Raw genomic sequence first — 18,522 nt, 5'->3', positions numbered from 1 at the left:
TCCTAATAATATTTATATGAAATTAAATTAAAATAAGTTACCATAATTACATGATTCCCTTTAATATACAATATTTAAATCTAAGAGTATGGAATCATAAATTAAATTGACTAATATTTGCTTTACGATAAACTAATAATAAGAACTAAGATAACTATTTTTAAAAATACATTTAACTTATTAGGGAGTGATAAAATGGAGAAGTTTAGTGAACTTCTTGAAAAATACGCAGAACTTACAGTCAAAACAGGAGTTAATATTCAAACTGATCAAACTCTTGTTATAAATTCACCAATAGAATGTGCAGAATTTGTAAGACTTATAGCAAAAAATGCCTATAAGCTAGGTGCAAAAAATGTTCATGTTGAATGGAACGATGAAGAATTAACTCTTATAAAATATCTAAATGCACCAGAAAAAGCTTTTAAGGATTTTCCACTTTGGAAAGCAGATGGTTACGAACAACTTGCAAAAGGAGGAGCAGCATTCCTTTCAATTTCAGCATCTAATCCTGAGCTTTTAAAAGCTGTAGATCCTAAAAAAATTGCAGAAGCCAATAAGGCAAGATCGATTGCTTTAAAGAATTACAGAGAATACATAATGAATAGTACAGTTGCTTGGTCAGTAGTTTCAATTCCAACCAAAGGTTGGGCAAAAAAAGTTTTTCCAGCGCTTTCTGAAAAAGATGCTGTAGAAAAACTCTGGGACTATATTTTTAAAATAGTTAGAGTAGATAAAACCGATTCTATCAAAGCATGGAATGAGCATTTAAAAAATATAAATGAAAAAACTGAATTCTTAAATAAACAAAAATTGAAAACTCTTCATTTTGTTTCAACAGATACAGATTTAACAATACAACTCCCAAAGAATCACCTTTGGGCAGGTGGTGGAGAGTATAATAAAAAAAGAACTTATTTTGTTGCCAATATTCCAACAGAAGAAATATTTACTCTACCATTAAAAGCAGGTGTAAACGGTAAGGTAAAAAGCACAAAACCTCTTAACTATGGCGGTAATTTAATTGATAATTTCACATTAACTTTTAAAGATGGCAAAGTCATCAATTTTTCAGCAGAACAAGGCTATGAAACATTGAAAAAACTAATAGAAACAGATGAAGGTTCTCATTATCTTGGTGAAGTTGCTTTAGTACCTCATGACTCACCAATTTCAAACTCAAACATTATTTTTTACAACACATTATTTGATGAAAATGCTTCCTGTCATTTAGCTCTAGGCATGGCTTATCCAAGTTGTATTGAAGGCGGTAGTGAAATGACTGAGGAACAGTTAAAAGAATTCGGAGCTAATACTTCCTTAATTCATGAAGATTTTATGATAGGTTCTAGTGACCTCGATATAATAGGAGAAACAAATACGGGAGAAAAAATTCAAATCTTCAAAAATGGGAATTGGGCATTTTAAAGAAAACTAAAGGTTATCTGCTAAAAAGCAGATAACCTTTAGTTAATACATAATTCATCTATAAGATTAACTAGATTGTCTATATCTGGTTTACTGATTTGTGCATCTGCTCCTACTGATATTCCTTTATGATGCAAATCATCAGTAATTAAAGAAGAGAATATTACAACTGGAAGTTTTTTAAGTATATCATTTTCCTTTACCTTACGTGTAAGTGTATGTCCATCCATCTGCGGCATTTCAATATCTGTTATTAACATTTGTACATCTTCTAAAAATCCTTCTCCTTTTTTATTTACTAAATCCATTAAATAACCATAAGCCTGCTGCCCATCATCAAAAAAAGTAAGATTATTATACCCTGCCTTAATTAATACATCCTTTAATATTTTTCTAATCATTGTAGAATCATCTGCTAAAACTAATCTAACATCTGATCTATCCACATCATATTTGACCTTTTCAATGTTTTTTTCGTAATTACCATAAGATGAGCTTATATCCATAATCATTTTTTCAAAATCTAAAAGCATTAACATTTTATTTCCCATTAATATATTTCCTATAACAAGTGAATTTTCCACAATAGAATCTGGTTTTTTAATCTCACTCCAACCTATACGATGTATTCCTACAACTTTATCCACTAAAAATGCTACAGTAGTTTTATTAAATTCACATATTATTGTCATACTTTTTTTAGCATCATCTTGAATTTCTTTTTCCAAAATATATTTTAAATCTATTACAGTTATAACCTCACCTCGAAGTAATGATACTCCAGATACAGCAGGTTTTGAATTAGGTAATTTAGTAATATTGTCTACTTTTACTATCTCTTTTGTTTTTATAACATTAATAGCATAATGTTTTTCATTCACAACAAATTCAAGTACTTCTAATTCCCCTGTTCCGCTTTCTAATAATATTCCCTTGTTATTCATCAGTACTCCCCCTATTGTTAATTATGTATCTCTATAGTCGCTTATATTTTTTATTAAAGTTTTCCTCCCCTCATTACCAAATAAATAAAAAGTCAGCACAAAAAACTTACAGGTTTTCTAGTACTGACTTTTTTAAACTTAGCATTTACTGCTTTTTTCAAATCTTGTCAAGTAAAATTAATTTATAAAATTTTTGTATAATGTTCATTCTCAACTAGCTTATATTTAAAATATATCTACTTGAGCTTATCAATACTATTTTACTATATTTTAACATACGAAATTTTTAGTTTCAACCAAAAATTTTATATCTTAATTGTAGTAAAACTTTTTATAACATTGTATCTTTAACCTTTTTTTCAAACGCATTGATATACATTTGTTTAATTTCATTAATCAAAGGATATCTTGGATTAGCTCCAGTACATTGATCATCGAAAGCTTTTTCACTCATTTCATCTAAATTAGTATAAAATTTTTCCTTAGAAACACCCGCTTCACTTATTGTCATTGGTAAATTAACTTTAGCTTTCAATTCATCAATGGCTTTTATTAAAAGTTCTACCTTTTCCTCTTCTGTACTACCACCTAATCTTAAGTAATCAGCAATTCTTGCATATCTCCATTTTGCATTTGGATATTTATATTGTGGAAACGCCGCTTGCTTTTTTGGATTATCTGCAGCATTAAATCTAATAACTTCATTAATTAATAATCCATTTGCTATACCATGTGCTGTATGATGCATTGACCCTAATTTATGTGCCATTGAGTGACATACTCCCAAAAAAGCATTTGCAAAAGCCATTCCTGCCATAGTGGAAGCATGTGCCATCTTTTCTCTTGCTTTTATATTAATTGCTCCTTCATTATAAGCTTGTGGTAAATATTTGAATATTAATCTTATTGCTTCTAGTGCCATTCCATTAGTATATTCTGAAGCCAATACAGATACATAGGACTCTATAGCATGAGTTAAAGCATCTATACCAGAAGCTGCTGTTAGTCCTTTAGGCATATTCATCATTAATTCGGCATCAACTATAGCCATATCAGGTGTTAGTTCATAATCAGCTAATGGATATTTATTTTCTGTTTTTTCATCTGTAATAACTGCAAATGGAGTAACTTCAGAACCTGTACCTGCTGAAGTTGGTACAGCAATCATCATAGCTTTTTCACCCATTTTAGGAAATGCATATACCCTCTTTCTTATATCCATGAACCGCATAGCAAGATCTTCGAATTTAACTTCTGGATGCTCATACATAAGCCACATAATTTTTGCAGCATCCATTGGTGATCCGCCACCTACTGCTATGATTGTATCTGGTTCAAAATTTTTCATTTGCTCAGCACCCTTTTTAGCTGTAGCAAGATTTGGGTCTGGTTCTACATCAAAAAACACCTTAAACTCAATTCCTATTTCATCTAAAATATCTGTAACCTTATCAGCATATCCTAACTCGTACAGAACTCTATCAGTTACAATAAATGCTTTCTTTTTATTCATATCTTTCAATTCTTTTAATGCCACTCCAATGCAGCCATATTTGAAATAAACTTTTTCTGGCACTCTGAACCAAAGCATGTTTTCTCTCCTCTCAGCTACACTTTTGATGTTTAATAAATGCTTAACTCCTACATTTTCTGATACAGAGTTTCCACCCCACGAACCACACCCTAAAGTTAAAGAAGGCGCTAACTTAAAATTGTATACATCTCCTATCGCCCCTTGAGCTGCTGGCATATTTACCATAGTTCTTCCTGTTTTCATTGCCGCACCAAATTTAGCTATTCTATCTTTTGATTTAATTTGATCAGTATATAATACAGAAGTATGACCAATTCCTCCATGTTCCACAAGTCTTACTGCTTTTGTCAAAGCTTCATCAAAATCTTTAACTTTATACATAGCAAGAACTGGAGATAATTTTTCATGTGCAAATGGTTCTTCAGGTTCTACAGAGTCAACCTCTCCTATAAGAATTTTAGCATTTTCTGAGACATTAATCCCTGCAATCTCTGCTATTTTGCAAGCTGGTTGACCGACTATATTTGCGTTTAACACCCCATCAATTAATATTGTTTTTTTGACTTTATCTATTTCATCCTCTTTAAGTATATAAGCTCCTCTTTCTTCAAATTCTCTCTTAACCTCATCATAAACCTTTTCCATAACTAATACTGCCTGTTCAGAAGCGCATATAACCCCATTATCAAAACTTTTTGAAAGAAGTATTGAATTTACCGCCATTTTAATATGAGCAGTTTCATCTATAATAGCTGGTGTATTGCCTGCACCAACTCCTATAGCTGGTTTACCAGAAGAATATGCAGCCTTAACCATTCCTGGGCCACCAGTAGCAAGAATCAAATCTGCTTCTCTCATTACCACTTGTGAAAGTTCCACAGAAGGCTCATCTATCCATCCTATTATGCCTTGTGGTGCTCCAGCTTTAACTGCAGCTTCTAAAACTATTTTAGCAGCTGCAATGGTTGATTTCTTTGCTCTTGGATGTGGTGAAAATATCATACCATTTCTAGTCTTCAAAGCAATGAGTGCTTTAAATATTGCAGTAGATGTTGGATTTGTAGTTGGAACAATAGCAGCTATAATCCCTATTGGTTCTGCTACTTTTGAAATACCAAAAGAATCATCTTTTTCAATAACTCCACAAGTTTTATCATCCTTATATTGGTTATAAATATATTCTGAAGCAAAATGATTTTTTATTACTTTATCTTCCACAATACCCATTTTGGTTTCTTCAACTGCCATTTTTGCAAGTTTAATTCTTGCATTATTTGCAGCAACAGCAGCGCTTCTAAAAATTTCATCCACCTGTTCTTGGGTATACTCTGCAAATTTCTTTTGAGCCACTCTTAGTTGTTCCATTCTTTTTATCAATTCTTTTACATTTGTAACCTTCATAGTATACACCTCTCTTTTAGAAATTATCTCTAGTATTATAATTATCTTAATTAATTAATTTATTACTTTTATTATTTTAATTAAATATCAACTTTAATATTCTAAAAATTCAGCATTATACTTAATGATGATAAAATGTCATAATTAAAAATTTCCTCAATAATAAATGAGCATCTACAATTTTAGTAGATGCTCATTTATTAATATCCTAATTCTTTATTAACTATTATTACATGAATTCTTCCTATAGACCCTTGTCTTCTTATAACTACATAATCATTACAAATTCTATCTTTGCTAGTGCAGTCCATACAATACCCCACTTTAGCACAAGGAGTACTTCTATTTAATCTTTTAGCATTAGCAGGTGCGGCAATTTCTCTATTTCTCATAATAGCTTCATCTAAATCTTTAACTATTTTATTAACTCCCACAACTACAATAACTTTATCTGGACCATAAACCATTGCTGCAACTCTATTACCTGTACCATCAACATTATAAAGTTCTCCATCTTCTGTAATAGCATTACTACTTGTTAAATATACATCAGCAGAAAAACTTTTTCTATAAATATCTTTAATTTGATCTTTTGTCAAATCTTTTTTATATCTATCTAAAAAATTATACTTATCACTTCTTAAAAATTCTATTGCACCACTTTCAAAAAGAGTCATAGAACCACCAACTGACACTGTATTTCCTTCATTCATTAACTCTTCAATCTTCTTTAAAGCTTCTTTTTCATTTTGAACAAAATAACCATTCATATTATGCTTCTCTAAATTTTCTATAGTTCTTTCAACTCTTTTTTCAATAATAAATTCAGTATTCTTATCCATAAATATTATCTCCTCTCAAAATTAGTATATTTTTTAATTATAACATTAAATTTTTATTTATTGCATATTCTTAGATGAGAAATTTAGATAATTCAAAACTGTTTATTTTCTCTATACTATAGCTAATAATATGCCTATCAATATAAGCCCATATCCAAGTAATTGCCTTAATATATAATTAAAACAAATTCTTGAATTATCATCTGTTATTATAGATAAACATACAAAATAAGGTCTCATTCCTCTTTTATACCATCCTACCACTTCAACTTCTTTTTCCTTCATATTTTCAACTTTAAAAACTCCAAAAATAAATTCGAATATTCTTAAAGGTTGTCTGTAGTCTACTAACATAATTCCTGTACCATCATCTATAACTAAATCTTCACTACAAAATAATCCTGGAATTCCTTTTCCTATAATTTTTCCTCTTAGTATCGCTGGAATTCCTTTAACAGGTGAAGCATCTTCCCTTGCTAAAAGTTCATATATTTTAATTTCCTCGTGATTTCCTCTAAAAGAATAATAATATTTTATTAATATACTTATTCCTAAAATAGAAATTAATAAAGGTTTATTCCAAAATGCATCAATTAATGCTCCAAATATATCTCGCTGCATTATATTATCAAACCCAAATACAAATACTGGTAAAATCAACACTATCCATGGAAGAATATTTATAAACACCTCACATAAAAATCTTGTCACATCTTTTAAGGACACATGTATGTCTTCTATTTTTTCTCCTGTTAAAGCAAATATTCTTCTTGCTGTAAGTGGATGAGTAGAATTAAATTCATACCATCTTCCCCATAAATTTTTAATATCCCACTTCATTAGTTTATTGTCAATTTTATTCTCTTCATTTAATTTATAGCTTGAAAGCATAAAAGCATCATTTTGAATATTATTTGTAAACGCCATACAAGATGCTTCTGGCTCTTTTCCTTTTTCTCTACTAGCTGTTCCATAAGCAATTTTTATTAAAGCACTTTTTAGTGGTTCTCCACTTCCCATTATATCTTTTGAAAAATTATCAGCATAATATTCTCTTATTCTTGAAAAAGAAAGAACAAACAATCCACTTAAAATATACACAATATAAGCACCTATTCCAATAAAATAAGCAACATTTTCCTTTTTACTTTTTGTGCTTATATATATTTGATAAAGTATCATAGGTATTAGGGATACTAGCATCATAACAATAAAATCATAATGCTTAATGTGTCCAAGTTCATGAGATATAACTGCCTTCTGTTCTTCTTCTGTGAGTATTTCTAAAAGCCCTGTAGTTACAACTAATCTCGCATTTTTAGGTGTATAACCATAAGTAAATGCATTTGGATTACCATCTTTTATAATTCCAATTTTAGGCTTAGATATATTTAATTCTTTACAAGTTTCATCTATAAATTGCAAAACCTCTTCACTAAAAAAAATCTCTGGTTTATAAAACATAATATCATATATAATCTCAATTATAATTGGTGAAATAAGAAACTGAATTGCTACTATTATTATAGAAGCTAAAATCCCATACCTTAAATCCAATCCTACCTTCCATATAATGGCTGTTGCAGCAGCAAACACTATTCCAAACAATAATGTCATTGAAAGTAAGGCTTTCTTTAACATAACTTTATAATAATTCTTCATTTTATTACCTTCTTTTCAGCTAAATATTTTTAGATTTTTATTACAATTATATCATATCAAGCCTTATAATGGTAATATTCCAATAAAGTTCCAACACTAATTCCAACAAAGTAGCAAACTAAATCGCTCCATAAAAATCCAAATCCTAAAATCAATCCCCCAAGAAAAGTGCTACGAATTGAATTAATCCAATTCGCCTGATACAGCTGACTTGTTTCCACCAAAAATGAAACTATAACAGCACAAAAAAACACAAACTTAATAGATTTATCTCTAAATATAAACCCAAAGCAAAAGAAAATCATAAGTCCCCACAATGTATCTCCTGAATAATTTGCCATAAATCTAGGCAAATAATTTGAATAATGCCTTGAAGCTAAACCCAACAAAATAACAAGTAAAATAAAGATACAATAAGTAATACGATTTCTAGACATCTTACCCCTACTTTCTCTTTTTTAATAACACCCTATATGTTCTTATAATATCTCATAGTATTCTTAAATATTATTGTTTCCTTTCAATATAATATTTTCCCACAATTTATATATTTGTTCAATATTTTTACTATATAATTTATTTGTATTTTCTTTGTAACTACATTTTAATAAAAATATTAGCAGGTACCTTGCAATATACAATACCTGGCGTTATAATATAGTTGTTATTTGAAATTAATGTATACTTAGTAATTATTTTTAATATCAAAAAGAATTTTAAATTCTTATATTCAAATCACACACCAGAAAAAGGAGAGAAAATAGCATACTATGAATATTCAATTTAAAAAAGGCGTATTAGAATTATGTGTACTATCTACACTTGATAAAAAAGAATGTTATGGATACGAATTAGTTAATGAAATATCTAAGAAAATTTTTATTTCAGAAGGAACTATTTATCCTTTATTAAGAAGATTAAAGAAAGATAATTATGTGACCACTTATCTACAAGAATCTAAAGAAGGACCTCCGAGAAAATATTATAAATTAACAGAAGAAGGAAAAACATTCAAAACCGAACTAGAAAGTGAATGGAAAAAATTCACTAATGCAGTAGAAGACTTATTAGGAGGTAAAGAATAGAATGAGTAAAAACAAATTTATGTTAGTACTATCTAAACAATTAAAAAATATTCCTGAATTAGATAGAAAGGAAATTTTATCTGATTATGAAGAACATTTCAGATTAGGTATACAGCAAGGAAGAGATGAAGAAGAAATAGCACAAGCTTTAGGAGAACCAAATAAATTAGCTAAAATAATAAAAACAGAATATGCTGTAAACACTGCTGAAAAAAACACAACAATTAGTAACATATTCAAAATTATGATAACAGCAACTGGACTGGGATTCTTTAACTTATTCTTTGTTCCTATAGTTTTTATAGGTGGTGGCTCCATAATATTTGGACTTTACGCTTTGGTTTTTGGAGTATTCATATCAGGTGGAGCACTTGCATTGTCACCTATACTAAAAATATTTTTTCCACAAAATGTTCATAACCCATTGAATCCACTATTAAGTATTCCATTAGGAATAGTTGTATGCTTTTTAAGCTACTACTTATTTAAAGGTATGAATATTTTAAGTAAAAAATTTGGTAAATTTTTATTAAATTATATAAAAGGAAATATAAATATAATAAAAAATAATAAGTAATTAATGCTACTCCCCCTAACTTAACCAATAATTCTTAGGGCTATATACTTATTTTTATGCTCTATTGGAATACAATATAGAAATATGTAGATTCAGAGGTAGATATACATACCTACCCCTGAATCTACATATTTTCTTAAATTCTAGATAAAATATTATTTTTCTTTTTATTAAATTCTTCTTCTGTAATAATTTCTTTGATTCTTAATTCATCTAATTTTTCTAGTATTTTTAGCAGTTCTTCTTTATTTTTATTATTGATAAACTTATTATTAATTTGGTGGTAATTCTGAATTTGTATAATTTCATTTATAGCCTTCTCCATAGCTTTTGGGCTTCCCCACGCTTTTCTATAATCTTTTGGATTTAGAATTCTGCAGTGACCTGTAACTTTGTTTTGCTGTAATCTCCACCCATTATATTCTGTTGAATCTTTCCAAAAAACCTTTCCACCAGAAGTTGAGATATCCCAATTTAACATATTTCCACCTAGCACCTCACAGAATTGTCCTATGAATTTAGAATTATCCCTAACTGACATTAAATCATCTTTATTTATGATTTGTTCTTTTTTTTCATATTCCTCGGCTTTAAATTTTCCTGTATTAAAATAATTATCAATTAATCTTGCCGTTTCAAATTTATGATGAATTTCTTTATGATTATATTGAAGAACAATGAAATCTGTTAACCCATCATATCTAACTGAATTAACCCTAACCCTTCCATCATTTTCACCATCTAATAAACTTCCTAACATTAAATTATTTTTATTTCCTGCAATAGCACCTATCTCTACTTGACTCATATTCTTTATTTTTCTTTCTTTTATATTTTCCATTTGAAGATCTTTTAAAACTTTAAAGAACTTCACAATTTCTTGTGATATACCTCCAGCAGTATCAGCTAATTTACTTCCTTTATTAGGTGTTGCTATTAGAACACATCTTCCTATCTTGTCTATATTCTGAAGCTTTGATAATAAAATTCTTATCAATAATCCTCCTGTACTATGACCCACTAAATGAATTTTTTCATTTTTTCCTAATGTTTTTAGAATGTCTTCCATTCTCTTTTTAAATAGCTCTATAGAACAATCTAGCTTTTCTACTGTTAAAGGCAAATTAATTAACAGCACCTCATAATTCAATATTTCTAAGTTATACTTTAATGGTAACATGTCTTTCGAAGTTTTATTATATCCATGAACTAATACAACCTTTGATTTCAAAAAACCCCTCCAACTACTATACTAATTTTATTGTTCTTACTATAAATAATATCATTTATTTTACCACTTAACTATATGCAAAGTTTTAAAACATATTATTCAATAACCCCTCCACCAACTAATAAATCTCCTTGATAAAATACTACAGACTGTCCTTTAGTTATTGCTCTTTGCTTAGTTTCAAAAATCACTTTAACTTTTCCATCTTCTAATGGTGCTATTACAGCCTTTGATGGTTTTCCTGAATATCTTACCTTAGCTTCTACTTCTAATGGTTGTTCTAAAGTATCAAAAGGAATAAAATTAATATCTTTTGCTATAAGCTCAGTATTAAATATATCTTCTTCACTACCTAAAACAACTTCATTTTTGTATGGAATTATATCTACAACATACATAGGTTTCCCTAATGCTATACCTAACCCTTTTCTCTGTCCTATAGTATAATAAACTATTCCTTTATGCTTGCCTAATATATTTCCTTCTTTATCAACAAAATTACCTTCTTTAACTTTTTCAGGCACCTGATTTTTTATATACGCTCCATGATCATTATCATATACAAAGCAAATTTCCTGACTATCTTTCTTGCTATGAACTTCAAGACCTATCTCCTTTGCTATTTCTCTAATTTCAGTTTTTCTATATTCTCCACAAGGCATTACGGTATGTTCTAATTGATATTGTGTTAGATTATATAACGCATATGTTTGATCCTTAGTATCATCCTCAGCCCTTCTTACTAAATATCGGTCTCCTTCTTTATAAATTCTAGCATAATGTCCTGTAGATACATAATCTGCTCCAATAGCTTGAGCTTTTTTTAAAAAAGCATCGAATTTTATAAACTTATTACAAGCTATACAAGGATTAGGCGTTCTACCTTCCATATATTCATCTATAAAATAATCTATAACATTTTTCTTAAAAGCTTCTTTAAAATTCATAATATAAAAAGGAATATCTAGCTTATCAGCAACTCTTCTTGCATCATCTACAGCACTTAAGGAACAGCAACCTCCTTCTCTTAATTCAGCTTCTTCAACTTCTTGCCATATTTGCATAGTTACTCCTATAACATCATAACCCTGCTTTTTTAAAAGATAAGCTGCTACAGAACTATCTACTCCTCCGCTCATTCCTATTACTACTTTCTTATTCATGTTATTGCACCTCTTTATTGTATACTAAGTTAAACTCTTAGTTTTTGTTTATACTCTGAATTTAACTTTCTTATTCTCTCAATTATATCTGACATTACTTTAAGTAAATAATCGATATCTTCTTCTGTAGTTTTTTCACCCATTGAAAATCTTACAGTGCTATCAATCATATTTTGAGGTATACCTATTGCATCAAGTACATGCGATGGTTCAACAGAACCTGCTGAACAAGCACTACCACTAGATGCACATATTCCCATAGTATCTAGATTTATAAACAATGCTTCTCCATCTACAAATTCAAAACTTATATTTACATTACCAGGTAATCTTTTTTCTCCTACGGCTCCATTTAATTTAGAATATGGTATTTTTAAAAGTCCGTCTATTAATTTATCTCTCAATAAAATCAATCTATTTCTTTCTTCTTCCAAAGTCTCTTCTGCAAGTTCTATTGCCTTTCCAAGCCCTACAATTCCAGCTACATTTTCTGTTCCACTTCTTTTAGCTCTCTGTTGACTTCCTCCATGAATTAAATTATCGATTTTTATTCCTTTTTTTATATAAAGAACTCCTATACCTTTAGGACCATAAAATTTATGTGCTGATAAAGATAATAAATCTATATTCATCTCATCTACATCTATAAATACATGTCCTGTAGCCTGTACTGCATCTGTATGAAACAAAACATTTTTTGCTCTACATATCTCTCCTATTTCTTTAATAGGTTGAATAGTTCCAATTTCATTATTAGCAAACATAATAGAAACTAAAATAGTTTTATCACTAATTGCATTTTTTAATTCCTCTAAACTTATCATACCTTCCTTATTTACTGATAAATATGTAACTTTAAAACCATGTTTTTCTAAATACTTGCAAGTATTCAGTACTGCATGATGCTCTATTTTTGTAGTAATTATATGATTTCCTTTACCTTCATTTGCAAAAGCTACTCCTTTTATACCCCAGTTATCTGATTCCGAACCTCCTGATGTAAAAAATATTTCATCTGCTTTACTATTTAGTACTTTAGCAACTCTCCTTCTTGCTTTATCTATAGCACTTTTAGTTTTTCTTGACATGAAATGAATAGAAGATGGGTTGCCAAAATATTCAGTAAAATAAGGATTCATCTCTTCTAAAACTTCTGATTTCATATAAGTTGTAGCTGCATAGTCTATGTATATATTTCTTTTCATATTATTCATAAAGGCTGCATAATCTGCAGCCTTATTTTCACCTTCCTTTAATTAGTCAGTACATTTATTATTCCCTTTTATTCTTCAAATAAATCAGTTGATAAATATCTTGAGCCTGTATCAGGTAACAATACAACTATATTCTTATCTTTATTTTCTTCTTTTTTTGCTATTTCCTTTGCTGCATAAAGTGCTGCACCAGAAGAAATTCCAACTAAAAGCCCTTCTACTTTAGCTATTTCTCTAGCTGTTTCATAAGAATCATCATTACTCACTTTAACTATTTCATCTATTACATTAGTATCTAAAACACCTGGTATAAACCCTGCACCTATTCCTTGAATTTTATGTGGTCCTGCTTTTTCTCCAGATAATACAGCTGATGTTTCTGGCTCAATAGCTACAATTTTTATGTTTGGATTTTTCTTCTTTAATCCTCTTGCAACTCCTGTTATAGTTCCACCTGTTCCTACTCCAGCTACAAAAACATCCACCTTTCCATCTGTATCTCTCCAGATTTCTTCTGCTGTTGTTTTCTCATGAGCATCTGCATTTACAGGATTATTAAATTGTTGAGGAATAAATGAGTTTTCTATTTCTCTATTTAATTCTTCAGCCTTTTCAATTGCACCTTTCATACCTTGAGAAGCAGGTGTTAAAACTAATTCTGCTCCATATACTTTTAGCATTTTTCTTCTCTCTAAGCTCATAGATTCTGGCATTGTTATTAATAATTTATAGCCTTTTATTGCAGCTGTTAAAGCTAAACCAACTCCAGTATTACCACTTGTAGGTTCTATGATTACAGTATCTTTATTTATTATTCCTTTTTTTTCAGCTTCTTCTAACATTGCAAATCCTACTCTATCTTTAACACTACCTGCTGGATTAAAGTATTCTACTTTTGCAATTAAATTACCATTTAATTTATTATTCTTCTTATAATTCCCTAACTCCACTAAAGGAGTATTTCCTATTAACTCAGTTAAATTTTTTGCTATTCTCATTTTTTAATTCCCCCTTAATTTTATATTTATATTATTCCTATAGTTTTTATGGGTTTTATCGTAAAATTTTTTTAAAAACTACATGGTATAAAACTTTACAAAATATCCTTAACTGTAAATTGCCCCTTATAAGTTGAATGTTAAAATTCATCACCTATATATAATACATATATCCTTGTGAAATTGATTTATTATACTCAAAAACTAAGTCTTCTAAAGTAATGCAATCCACTATTTTATCAATACTTTCATTTAGTTTATTCCATACATTATTTTTTATGCATTCTTCTATTTTATCATTTATCATATCTTCTGAATTTACTATATGCAAGTTTCCTTCAAGAGTTCTCAATATATCTCCTACTGATATTTGGTGCATACTTTTTGAAATTATATATCCTCCTTGAGGACCTTTTATGCTATTTACTAATTCATTTTTCTTTAAAGCTGAAAATATTTGTTCAAGGTATCTTTCAGATAGATTTTGTCTTTCAGCTATACTTTTTAAAGTAATAGGTTCTTCACCACTAGAATGTACAGCAAGGTCTATCATGGCTCTTAATCCATATCTTCCTTTAGTTGAAATTTTCACACTAAGTCTCCTTATCCTATAATTCCTATTGATTTACTATGATTATACTTGTATACATCTCTTTTGTCAACTCAAAAAATGTAAGGCACTTTTTGAGTTATTGTCTTTTTTTATCTTTTGGATTTAAAGATTTTGGTCTTTCTTTAGATAAATTTTTAGAACTTAATATAAAACTTTTCAAATCTTTAAAATTAAATGGAGCAAAAGGAGAACAATAAGCATCACCTAAACTTATTGTAGAAAGTGCATTCACTACAATAATAGTATATCCTATGACAAAACCAAAAAGCCCAAAAATTCCAGTAATACAAATGAGCATAAATTTTAAAATTCTTATTGGATTCATTATAGTATGATCAGAAACACTAAATGAACCTATAGTAGATAAGCCAACTATTATTACCATAAGAGGACTTACAACACCTGCTGCTACTGCTGCTTGCCCTATTACTAAAGTTCCTACAATACCAAAGGCAGGTCCTATATGCGTTGGTAATCTTATACTTGCTTCTCTTAATACTTCAGATATGAACTCCATAGAAAGTGCTTCTAGCACTGAATTTATAGGCACAGCTGACCTTGCTGATGCCAATGCAATGGTATATCCTGTTGGAAGTATATCACTATGAAATCCAACAACAACAACATATAAAGAAGATAGTGTTAAACTTATATTCAGCGATACAATTCTAAGAATTTTTGCAAATATTCCACTATATAACTCATCATAATGATCATCACCAGAATCTAAAAAATCTCCAAATAATTTAGGTACAGATATAGCAAGATTTCCACCCTCAACTATCAGAATAATTTTTCCTTCCAATATATCAGCAGAAGCCATATCAGATCTTTCAACAATACCTGATTGTGGGAACAAATCCAACTTATTATTTAACAAATATTTCTGGATATATCCTGATTCAAAAATTCCATCAATGCTTATATTATTTATTCTCTCTTTAATTTCAGAAACATATCTTGGGTTTGCTATATCATTTATGTAAATCACTGCAATTTTAGTTTTAGTTCTCTTTCCAACTGTTAAACTATCTATCCTAAGATTGGGATCTTTTATTCTATACCTTATTAGCGATATATTACCATCTAAGCTTTCTGTAAAAGAATCTTTCGGTCCTTTTAACGTATATGCTATCTCAGGTTTTTCTGGATTTCTTTTTTCAACTTTAAATGTATTGGCTACAATATATTTTTCATCGCTGTTTATTAATAGAATAGATTTTCCCTCTAAAATATATTCTATTATCTTATTCTCATCATAATCAGTAGATACATCATCAATATAAATTATAGAACTAACTATCTTGTCAATACTGAGTTTTTGCTCATCTCTATACTGTACTATAGGTTTAATAATACTTTCAGATATCATTTGCCTATCACTAATCTGTCCAATATAAAGTATATATATCTCTGTATTCCGAACATCTAAGTTTCTGATAGTTATTCCCATATCCCCCTGCCGTATTTCTAATATTTTATTTAATAATTTACTTTCTTTATCGATACTATTCATCTTCAAATACCCCCTTAGCTTTTGAATCAGTAGTTCCCAAGTTATCTATTTTAGCATCTACCTTAACATTAATCTCAGCTAATGGATATTCCTTAACCCAATTTATTTTTTTATAAATTTTAGGGTTTTGAGCTCTAAAATATTTTGCAAAACCAAATATATCACTTTCAAATTCATTTTGAGATTTCTCTATTGCAACTGCCAAATCATTTTTAATATCATCACCTATCATTTGTTCTAATTCAGATTTTACTTTATCAGTAATTGGCGGTTTTACGTAGTATTGAAAGTTTAGTTTTGAACTAGCCTTTAAATTAACATCTATAATTAATTTCCCATCCTTATAATCTGTATTTATAGATTTTTTCATCTTTGTATTAAAATAAAGTAAATCTTTATCTTCTTCTGGATGAGAAACTACATTTATAACCTTAGGGTGTTTTGATAAAATATATATTAACCCTTTAAAATCCTTATTATCCGCATCCATCATTCCAATCATTTTTGAATCCTTCATAACTACAGCTCCAGCATAGTGTAAAATTCCATCTCTTATCTCAATATATGGTAAAACGTATCCTATTTTTTTCATTGCTATATCTAAAAGAATATCTCCTACATTTTTATCTATACCATATCCATTTTTAGCTACATTATCTAAAATATCATCTACCATAAAACCTGTAGTTGTATCATTAATAGGTTTTACACTTAATATCTTATCTGTTTTTTGTTTGCTTACTACTACAGGAGTTGTTTTTCTATAGTCAGTTATTTTTTTCATTCTGTTTATATAATCTTCTATACCTTTTTCAGCGGCCTCTTTATCAAAAATCATCACTCTTACTGTTCCTCGAAAAGTAGGAAAAGAGTTAGTATGTTCAAGTTCTCTCCTTGCCTCTGCATAATTTTCACCTTCTCCAAAAGATAACTGTGTACTTTCTTGTTGACCTACATCTTCCTTTTGAAGTACTTTAATTTGTGCAGTTTCTGTAACAAACCGATATTTTCCCTCTGTATAATCTAACCCGACTGCCAAAAGAATGTTCTTTTTATTAATATCACGATAATCCCAACATCCTGTAAGATTTATGCTCAAAATGAATACTAACATCATACTAAACAATTTTTTTATCATATTTTTTCACCTTTGCTATACTAAATAATATTAAAGGTATAATTACCCCAGTAAGTATTGACATATATCCAGCATATTGAAAAAGTTTTTGTTGACTCTCAAAAGTTTTTGGAATTTTTCCTATAATACAAGCTAACACAATTACAACAAGACCAATATATTTAAATTCTACTTTTTTGAATATTTTTTTTAAAAGATATACAGTTGCATAAATATAAATACAAGTTTTTGCAATCAAAGCCATAAACCATATGCTGATAAAAATACCATCAATTCTTTGAAAAAATTCAAGATATGGCACATCTACTCTCCTGACCGCCACAAATAATGCATCCTTATAATATATAATATCATCTACTCCTAATATGGATATACAAGCTTCAAATGCTAATAAGAATATAAATCCGCTAAGTAATATAGCACTAATTGTATATTTTAATATTTTAGAGTTATTTTTTTCAAAAGGAATAATCATTAATAGTTCAATACCAATGTATGGAATGACTTTTTCTAGACCCTTTACATATTGAATCTTATCTACACTACCTACTAAAGGTTGAATATTAATCAGCCTACCTTGAGTAAACATAATTGTAGGTATAAAAATTGTTGCCATAATAATAATAAAACCATAAAACTCAAATAATCTACCAATCACTCTTAAACCTTTACAAATAGTATAATATACCACTAAAAGCAACGCTAATACCATTGTCCATCTGGGAGTCTTTTCCAATATCTCTAATCTTAAAAATTCACATCCTATTTGTGGAAGAAATGCACCAACTAGAAAAAAATATATAATATATATAATTATAAAAATATTAGTAAAAAACTTTCCAACAATTATATTACTATATTCCTCTAAAGTCTTTCCTCTAAAAGTCGAACCGAGATAAGTAATTATATACGTAAAAAAAATAGATATAACCATGCCTAATAATATTGTAATCCAACCATCAGTACCAACGACTTCAGCTACTTCTTTTGCTAATTCCATAGAGTCATGTACCGTTACGCTTATTACCAATATAAAAAAAATTTGTATATTAGTCAGGTACTCTTTCATATCACCCTTACTCCTAGTTATTTTAATTTTATAGTTTGTTAAACTTTAAAACTTTATTCAATTTTTTCTCTATAATTAGTGCATTTTTTACAACTTAAAAAAGGAGG

At 28.9% G+C, this 18,522-nt stretch carries 16 protein-coding genes; 3 read left to right on the top strand and 13 right to left on the bottom strand.

Annotated elements, in window-relative coordinates; all coding sequences use genetic code 11:
- Positions 1–195: 195 nt before the first annotated feature.
- Positions 196–1,428, top strand: a complete 1,233-nt coding sequence (locus OW763_RS10290) for an aminopeptidase (RefSeq protein WP_268041033.1) — start codon at positions 196–198, stop codon at positions 1,426–1,428.
- A gap of 38 nt (positions 1,429–1,466) precedes the next feature.
- Here the strand turns inward: OW763_RS10290 and OW763_RS10285 are convergent, their stop codons facing one another.
- From OW763_RS10285 to OW763_RS10265, 5 genes are all read right to left on the bottom strand, one after another.
- Complete coding sequence (locus tag OW763_RS10285) at positions 1,467–2,372, bottom strand: chemotaxis protein (RefSeq protein WP_268041031.1); 906 nt, start codon at positions 2,370–2,372, stop codon at positions 1,467–1,469.
- 331 nt (positions 2,373–2,703) lie between these two features.
- Positions 2,704–5,316: a bifunctional acetaldehyde-CoA/alcohol dehydrogenase gene (gene adhE / locus OW763_RS10280; RefSeq protein WP_472924608.1), complete on the bottom strand. Its 2,613-nt coding sequence runs from the start codon at positions 5,314–5,316 to the stop codon at positions 2,704–2,706.
- A 191-nt stretch (positions 5,317–5,507) separates the two neighbouring features.
- A complete protein-coding gene (locus OW763_RS10275; RefSeq protein WP_268041028.1) occupies positions 5,508–6,149 on the bottom strand; it encodes a lactate utilization protein in 642 nt (213 codons plus the stop codon).
- 111 nt (positions 6,150–6,260) lie between these two features.
- On the bottom strand, positions 6,261–7,811 hold the full coding sequence (locus tag OW763_RS10270) for a zinc metalloprotease HtpX (RefSeq protein WP_268041027.1): 1,551 nt from the start codon (positions 7,809–7,811) through the stop codon (positions 6,261–6,263).
- A 56-nt stretch (positions 7,812–7,867) separates the two neighbouring features.
- Positions 7,868–8,248 carry a ribosomal maturation YjgA family protein gene (locus OW763_RS10265; protein ID WP_268041026.1) on the bottom strand — a complete coding sequence of 127 codons (381 nt, stop codon included), beginning with the start codon at positions 8,246–8,248 and terminating at the stop codon, positions 7,868–7,870.
- Positions 8,249–8,581: 333 nt separating this feature from the next.
- On the opposite strand from OW763_RS10265, the gene OW763_RS10260 reads away from it, so the two are divergent.
- On the top strand, positions 8,582–8,896 hold the full coding sequence (locus OW763_RS10260; protein ID WP_268041025.1) for a PadR family transcriptional regulator: 315 nt from the start codon (positions 8,582–8,584) through the stop codon (positions 8,894–8,896).
- A 1-nt stretch (position 8,897) separates the two neighbouring features.
- A complete protein-coding gene (locus tag OW763_RS10255; RefSeq protein ID WP_268041024.1) occupies positions 8,898–9,473 on the top strand; it encodes a DUF1700 domain-containing protein in 576 nt (191 codons plus the stop codon).
- A 136-nt stretch (positions 9,474–9,609) separates the two neighbouring features.
- Here the strand turns inward: OW763_RS10255 and OW763_RS10250 are convergent, their stop codons facing one another.
- The 8 genes from OW763_RS10250 to OW763_RS10215 all read right to left on the bottom strand — a co-directional run bounded on the left by OW763_RS10250 (position 9,610) and on the right by OW763_RS10215 (position 18,415).
- Positions 9,610–10,704: an alpha/beta fold hydrolase gene (locus OW763_RS10250; RefSeq protein WP_268041023.1), complete on the bottom strand. Its 1,095-nt coding sequence runs from the start codon at positions 10,702–10,704 to the stop codon at positions 9,610–9,612.
- 95 nt (positions 10,705–10,799) lie between these two features.
- Complete coding sequence (gene mnmA, locus OW763_RS10245; RefSeq protein WP_268041022.1) at positions 10,800–11,867, bottom strand: tRNA 2-thiouridine(34) synthase MnmA; 1,068 nt, start codon at positions 11,865–11,867, stop codon at positions 10,800–10,802.
- Positions 11,868–11,896: 29 nt separating this feature from the next.
- On the bottom strand, positions 11,897–13,081 hold the full coding sequence (gene nifS, locus OW763_RS10240; protein ID WP_268041021.1) for a cysteine desulfurase NifS: 1,185 nt from the start codon (positions 13,079–13,081) through the stop codon (positions 11,897–11,899).
- Positions 13,082–13,149: 68 nt separating this feature from the next.
- Positions 13,150–14,079, bottom strand: a complete 930-nt coding sequence (cysK, locus tag OW763_RS10235) for a cysteine synthase A (RefSeq protein ID WP_268041020.1) — start codon at positions 14,077–14,079, stop codon at positions 13,150–13,152.
- A 154-nt stretch (positions 14,080–14,233) separates the two neighbouring features.
- The gene (locus tag OW763_RS10230; protein WP_268041018.1) at positions 14,234–14,671 is read right to left on the bottom strand and encodes an RrF2 family transcriptional regulator; all 438 of its coding nucleotides are present in this window, start codon (positions 14,669–14,671) and stop codon (positions 14,234–14,236) included.
- Between the two features lie 97 nt (positions 14,672–14,768).
- On the bottom strand, positions 14,769–16,208 hold the full coding sequence (locus OW763_RS10225) for a spore germination protein (RefSeq protein WP_268041017.1): 1,440 nt from the start codon (positions 16,206–16,208) through the stop codon (positions 14,769–14,771).
- Positions 16,201–17,346 (bottom strand): Ger(x)C family spore germination protein, encoded by a 1,146-nt coding sequence (locus OW763_RS10220; RefSeq protein WP_268041016.1) that lies wholly within the window; start codon positions 17,344–17,346, stop codon positions 16,201–16,203. Before OW763_RS10220 ends, OW763_RS10225 begins: the two co-directional genes overlap by 8 nt.
- Positions 17,327–18,415 carry a GerAB/ArcD/ProY family transporter gene (locus tag OW763_RS10215; RefSeq protein WP_268041015.1) on the bottom strand — a complete coding sequence of 363 codons (1,089 nt, stop codon included), beginning with the start codon at positions 18,413–18,415 and terminating at the stop codon, positions 17,327–17,329. The genes OW763_RS10220 and OW763_RS10215 overlap by 20 nt, the downstream gene beginning before the upstream one ends.
- Between the last annotated feature and the right edge of the window lie 107 nt (positions 18,416–18,522).

It is taken from the genome of Clostridium aestuarii (assembly GCF_026735135.1).
In the GTDB taxonomy this organism is placed as follows: domain Bacteria; phylum Bacillota; class Clostridia; order Clostridiales; family Clostridiaceae; genus Clostridium_H; species Clostridium_H aestuarii.
The sequence above is the reverse complement of the archived record's forward strand: the minus strand, read 5'-3'. Positions and strand labels throughout refer to the sequence as shown.

What these genes read in the sequence shown, in the direction of transcription:
- OW763_RS10220 (WP_268041016.1), bottom strand. Translation starts at nt 17,346, where the DNA reads ATGATAAAAAAATTGTTTAGTATGATGTTAGTATTCATTTTGAGCATA.
- OW763_RS10285 (WP_268041031.1), bottom strand. Translation starts at nt 2,372, where the DNA reads ATGAATAACAAGGGAATATTATTAGAAAGCGGAACAGGGGAATTAGAA.
- OW763_RS10215 (WP_268041015.1), bottom strand. Translation starts at nt 18,415, where the DNA reads ATGAAAGAGTACCTGACTAATATACAAATTTTTTTTATATTGGTAATA.
- OW763_RS10225 (WP_268041017.1), bottom strand. Translation starts at nt 16,208, where the DNA reads ATGAATAGTATCGATAAAGAAAGTAAATTATTAAATAAAATATTAGAA.
- OW763_RS10275 (WP_268041028.1), bottom strand. Translation starts at nt 6,149, where the DNA reads ATGGATAAGAATACTGAATTTATTATTGAAAAAAGAGTTGAAAGAACT.
- OW763_RS10290 (WP_268041033.1), top strand. Translation starts at nt 196, where the DNA reads ATGGAGAAGTTTAGTGAACTTCTTGAAAAATACGCAGAACTTACAGTC.
- mnmA (WP_268041022.1), bottom strand. Translation starts at nt 11,867, where the DNA reads ATGAATAAGAAAGTAGTAATAGGAATGAGCGGAGGAGTAGATAGTTCT.
- cysK (WP_268041020.1), bottom strand. Translation starts at nt 14,079, where the DNA reads ATGAGAATAGCAAAAAATTTAACTGAGTTAATAGGAAATACTCCTTTA.
- OW763_RS10270 (WP_268041027.1), bottom strand. Translation starts at nt 7,811, where the DNA reads ATGAAGAATTATTATAAAGTTATGTTAAAGAAAGCCTTACTTTCAATG.
- nifS (WP_268041021.1), bottom strand. Translation starts at nt 13,081, where the DNA reads ATGAATAATATGAAAAGAAATATATACATAGACTATGCAGCTACAACT.
- OW763_RS10260 (WP_268041025.1), top strand. Translation starts at nt 8,582, where the DNA reads ATGAATATTCAATTTAAAAAAGGCGTATTAGAATTATGTGTACTATCT.
- OW763_RS10265 (WP_268041026.1), bottom strand. Translation starts at nt 8,248, where the DNA reads ATGTCTAGAAATCGTATTACTTATTGTATCTTTATTTTACTTGTTATT.
- OW763_RS10255 (WP_268041024.1), top strand. Translation starts at nt 8,898, where the DNA reads ATGAGTAAAAACAAATTTATGTTAGTACTATCTAAACAATTAAAAAAT.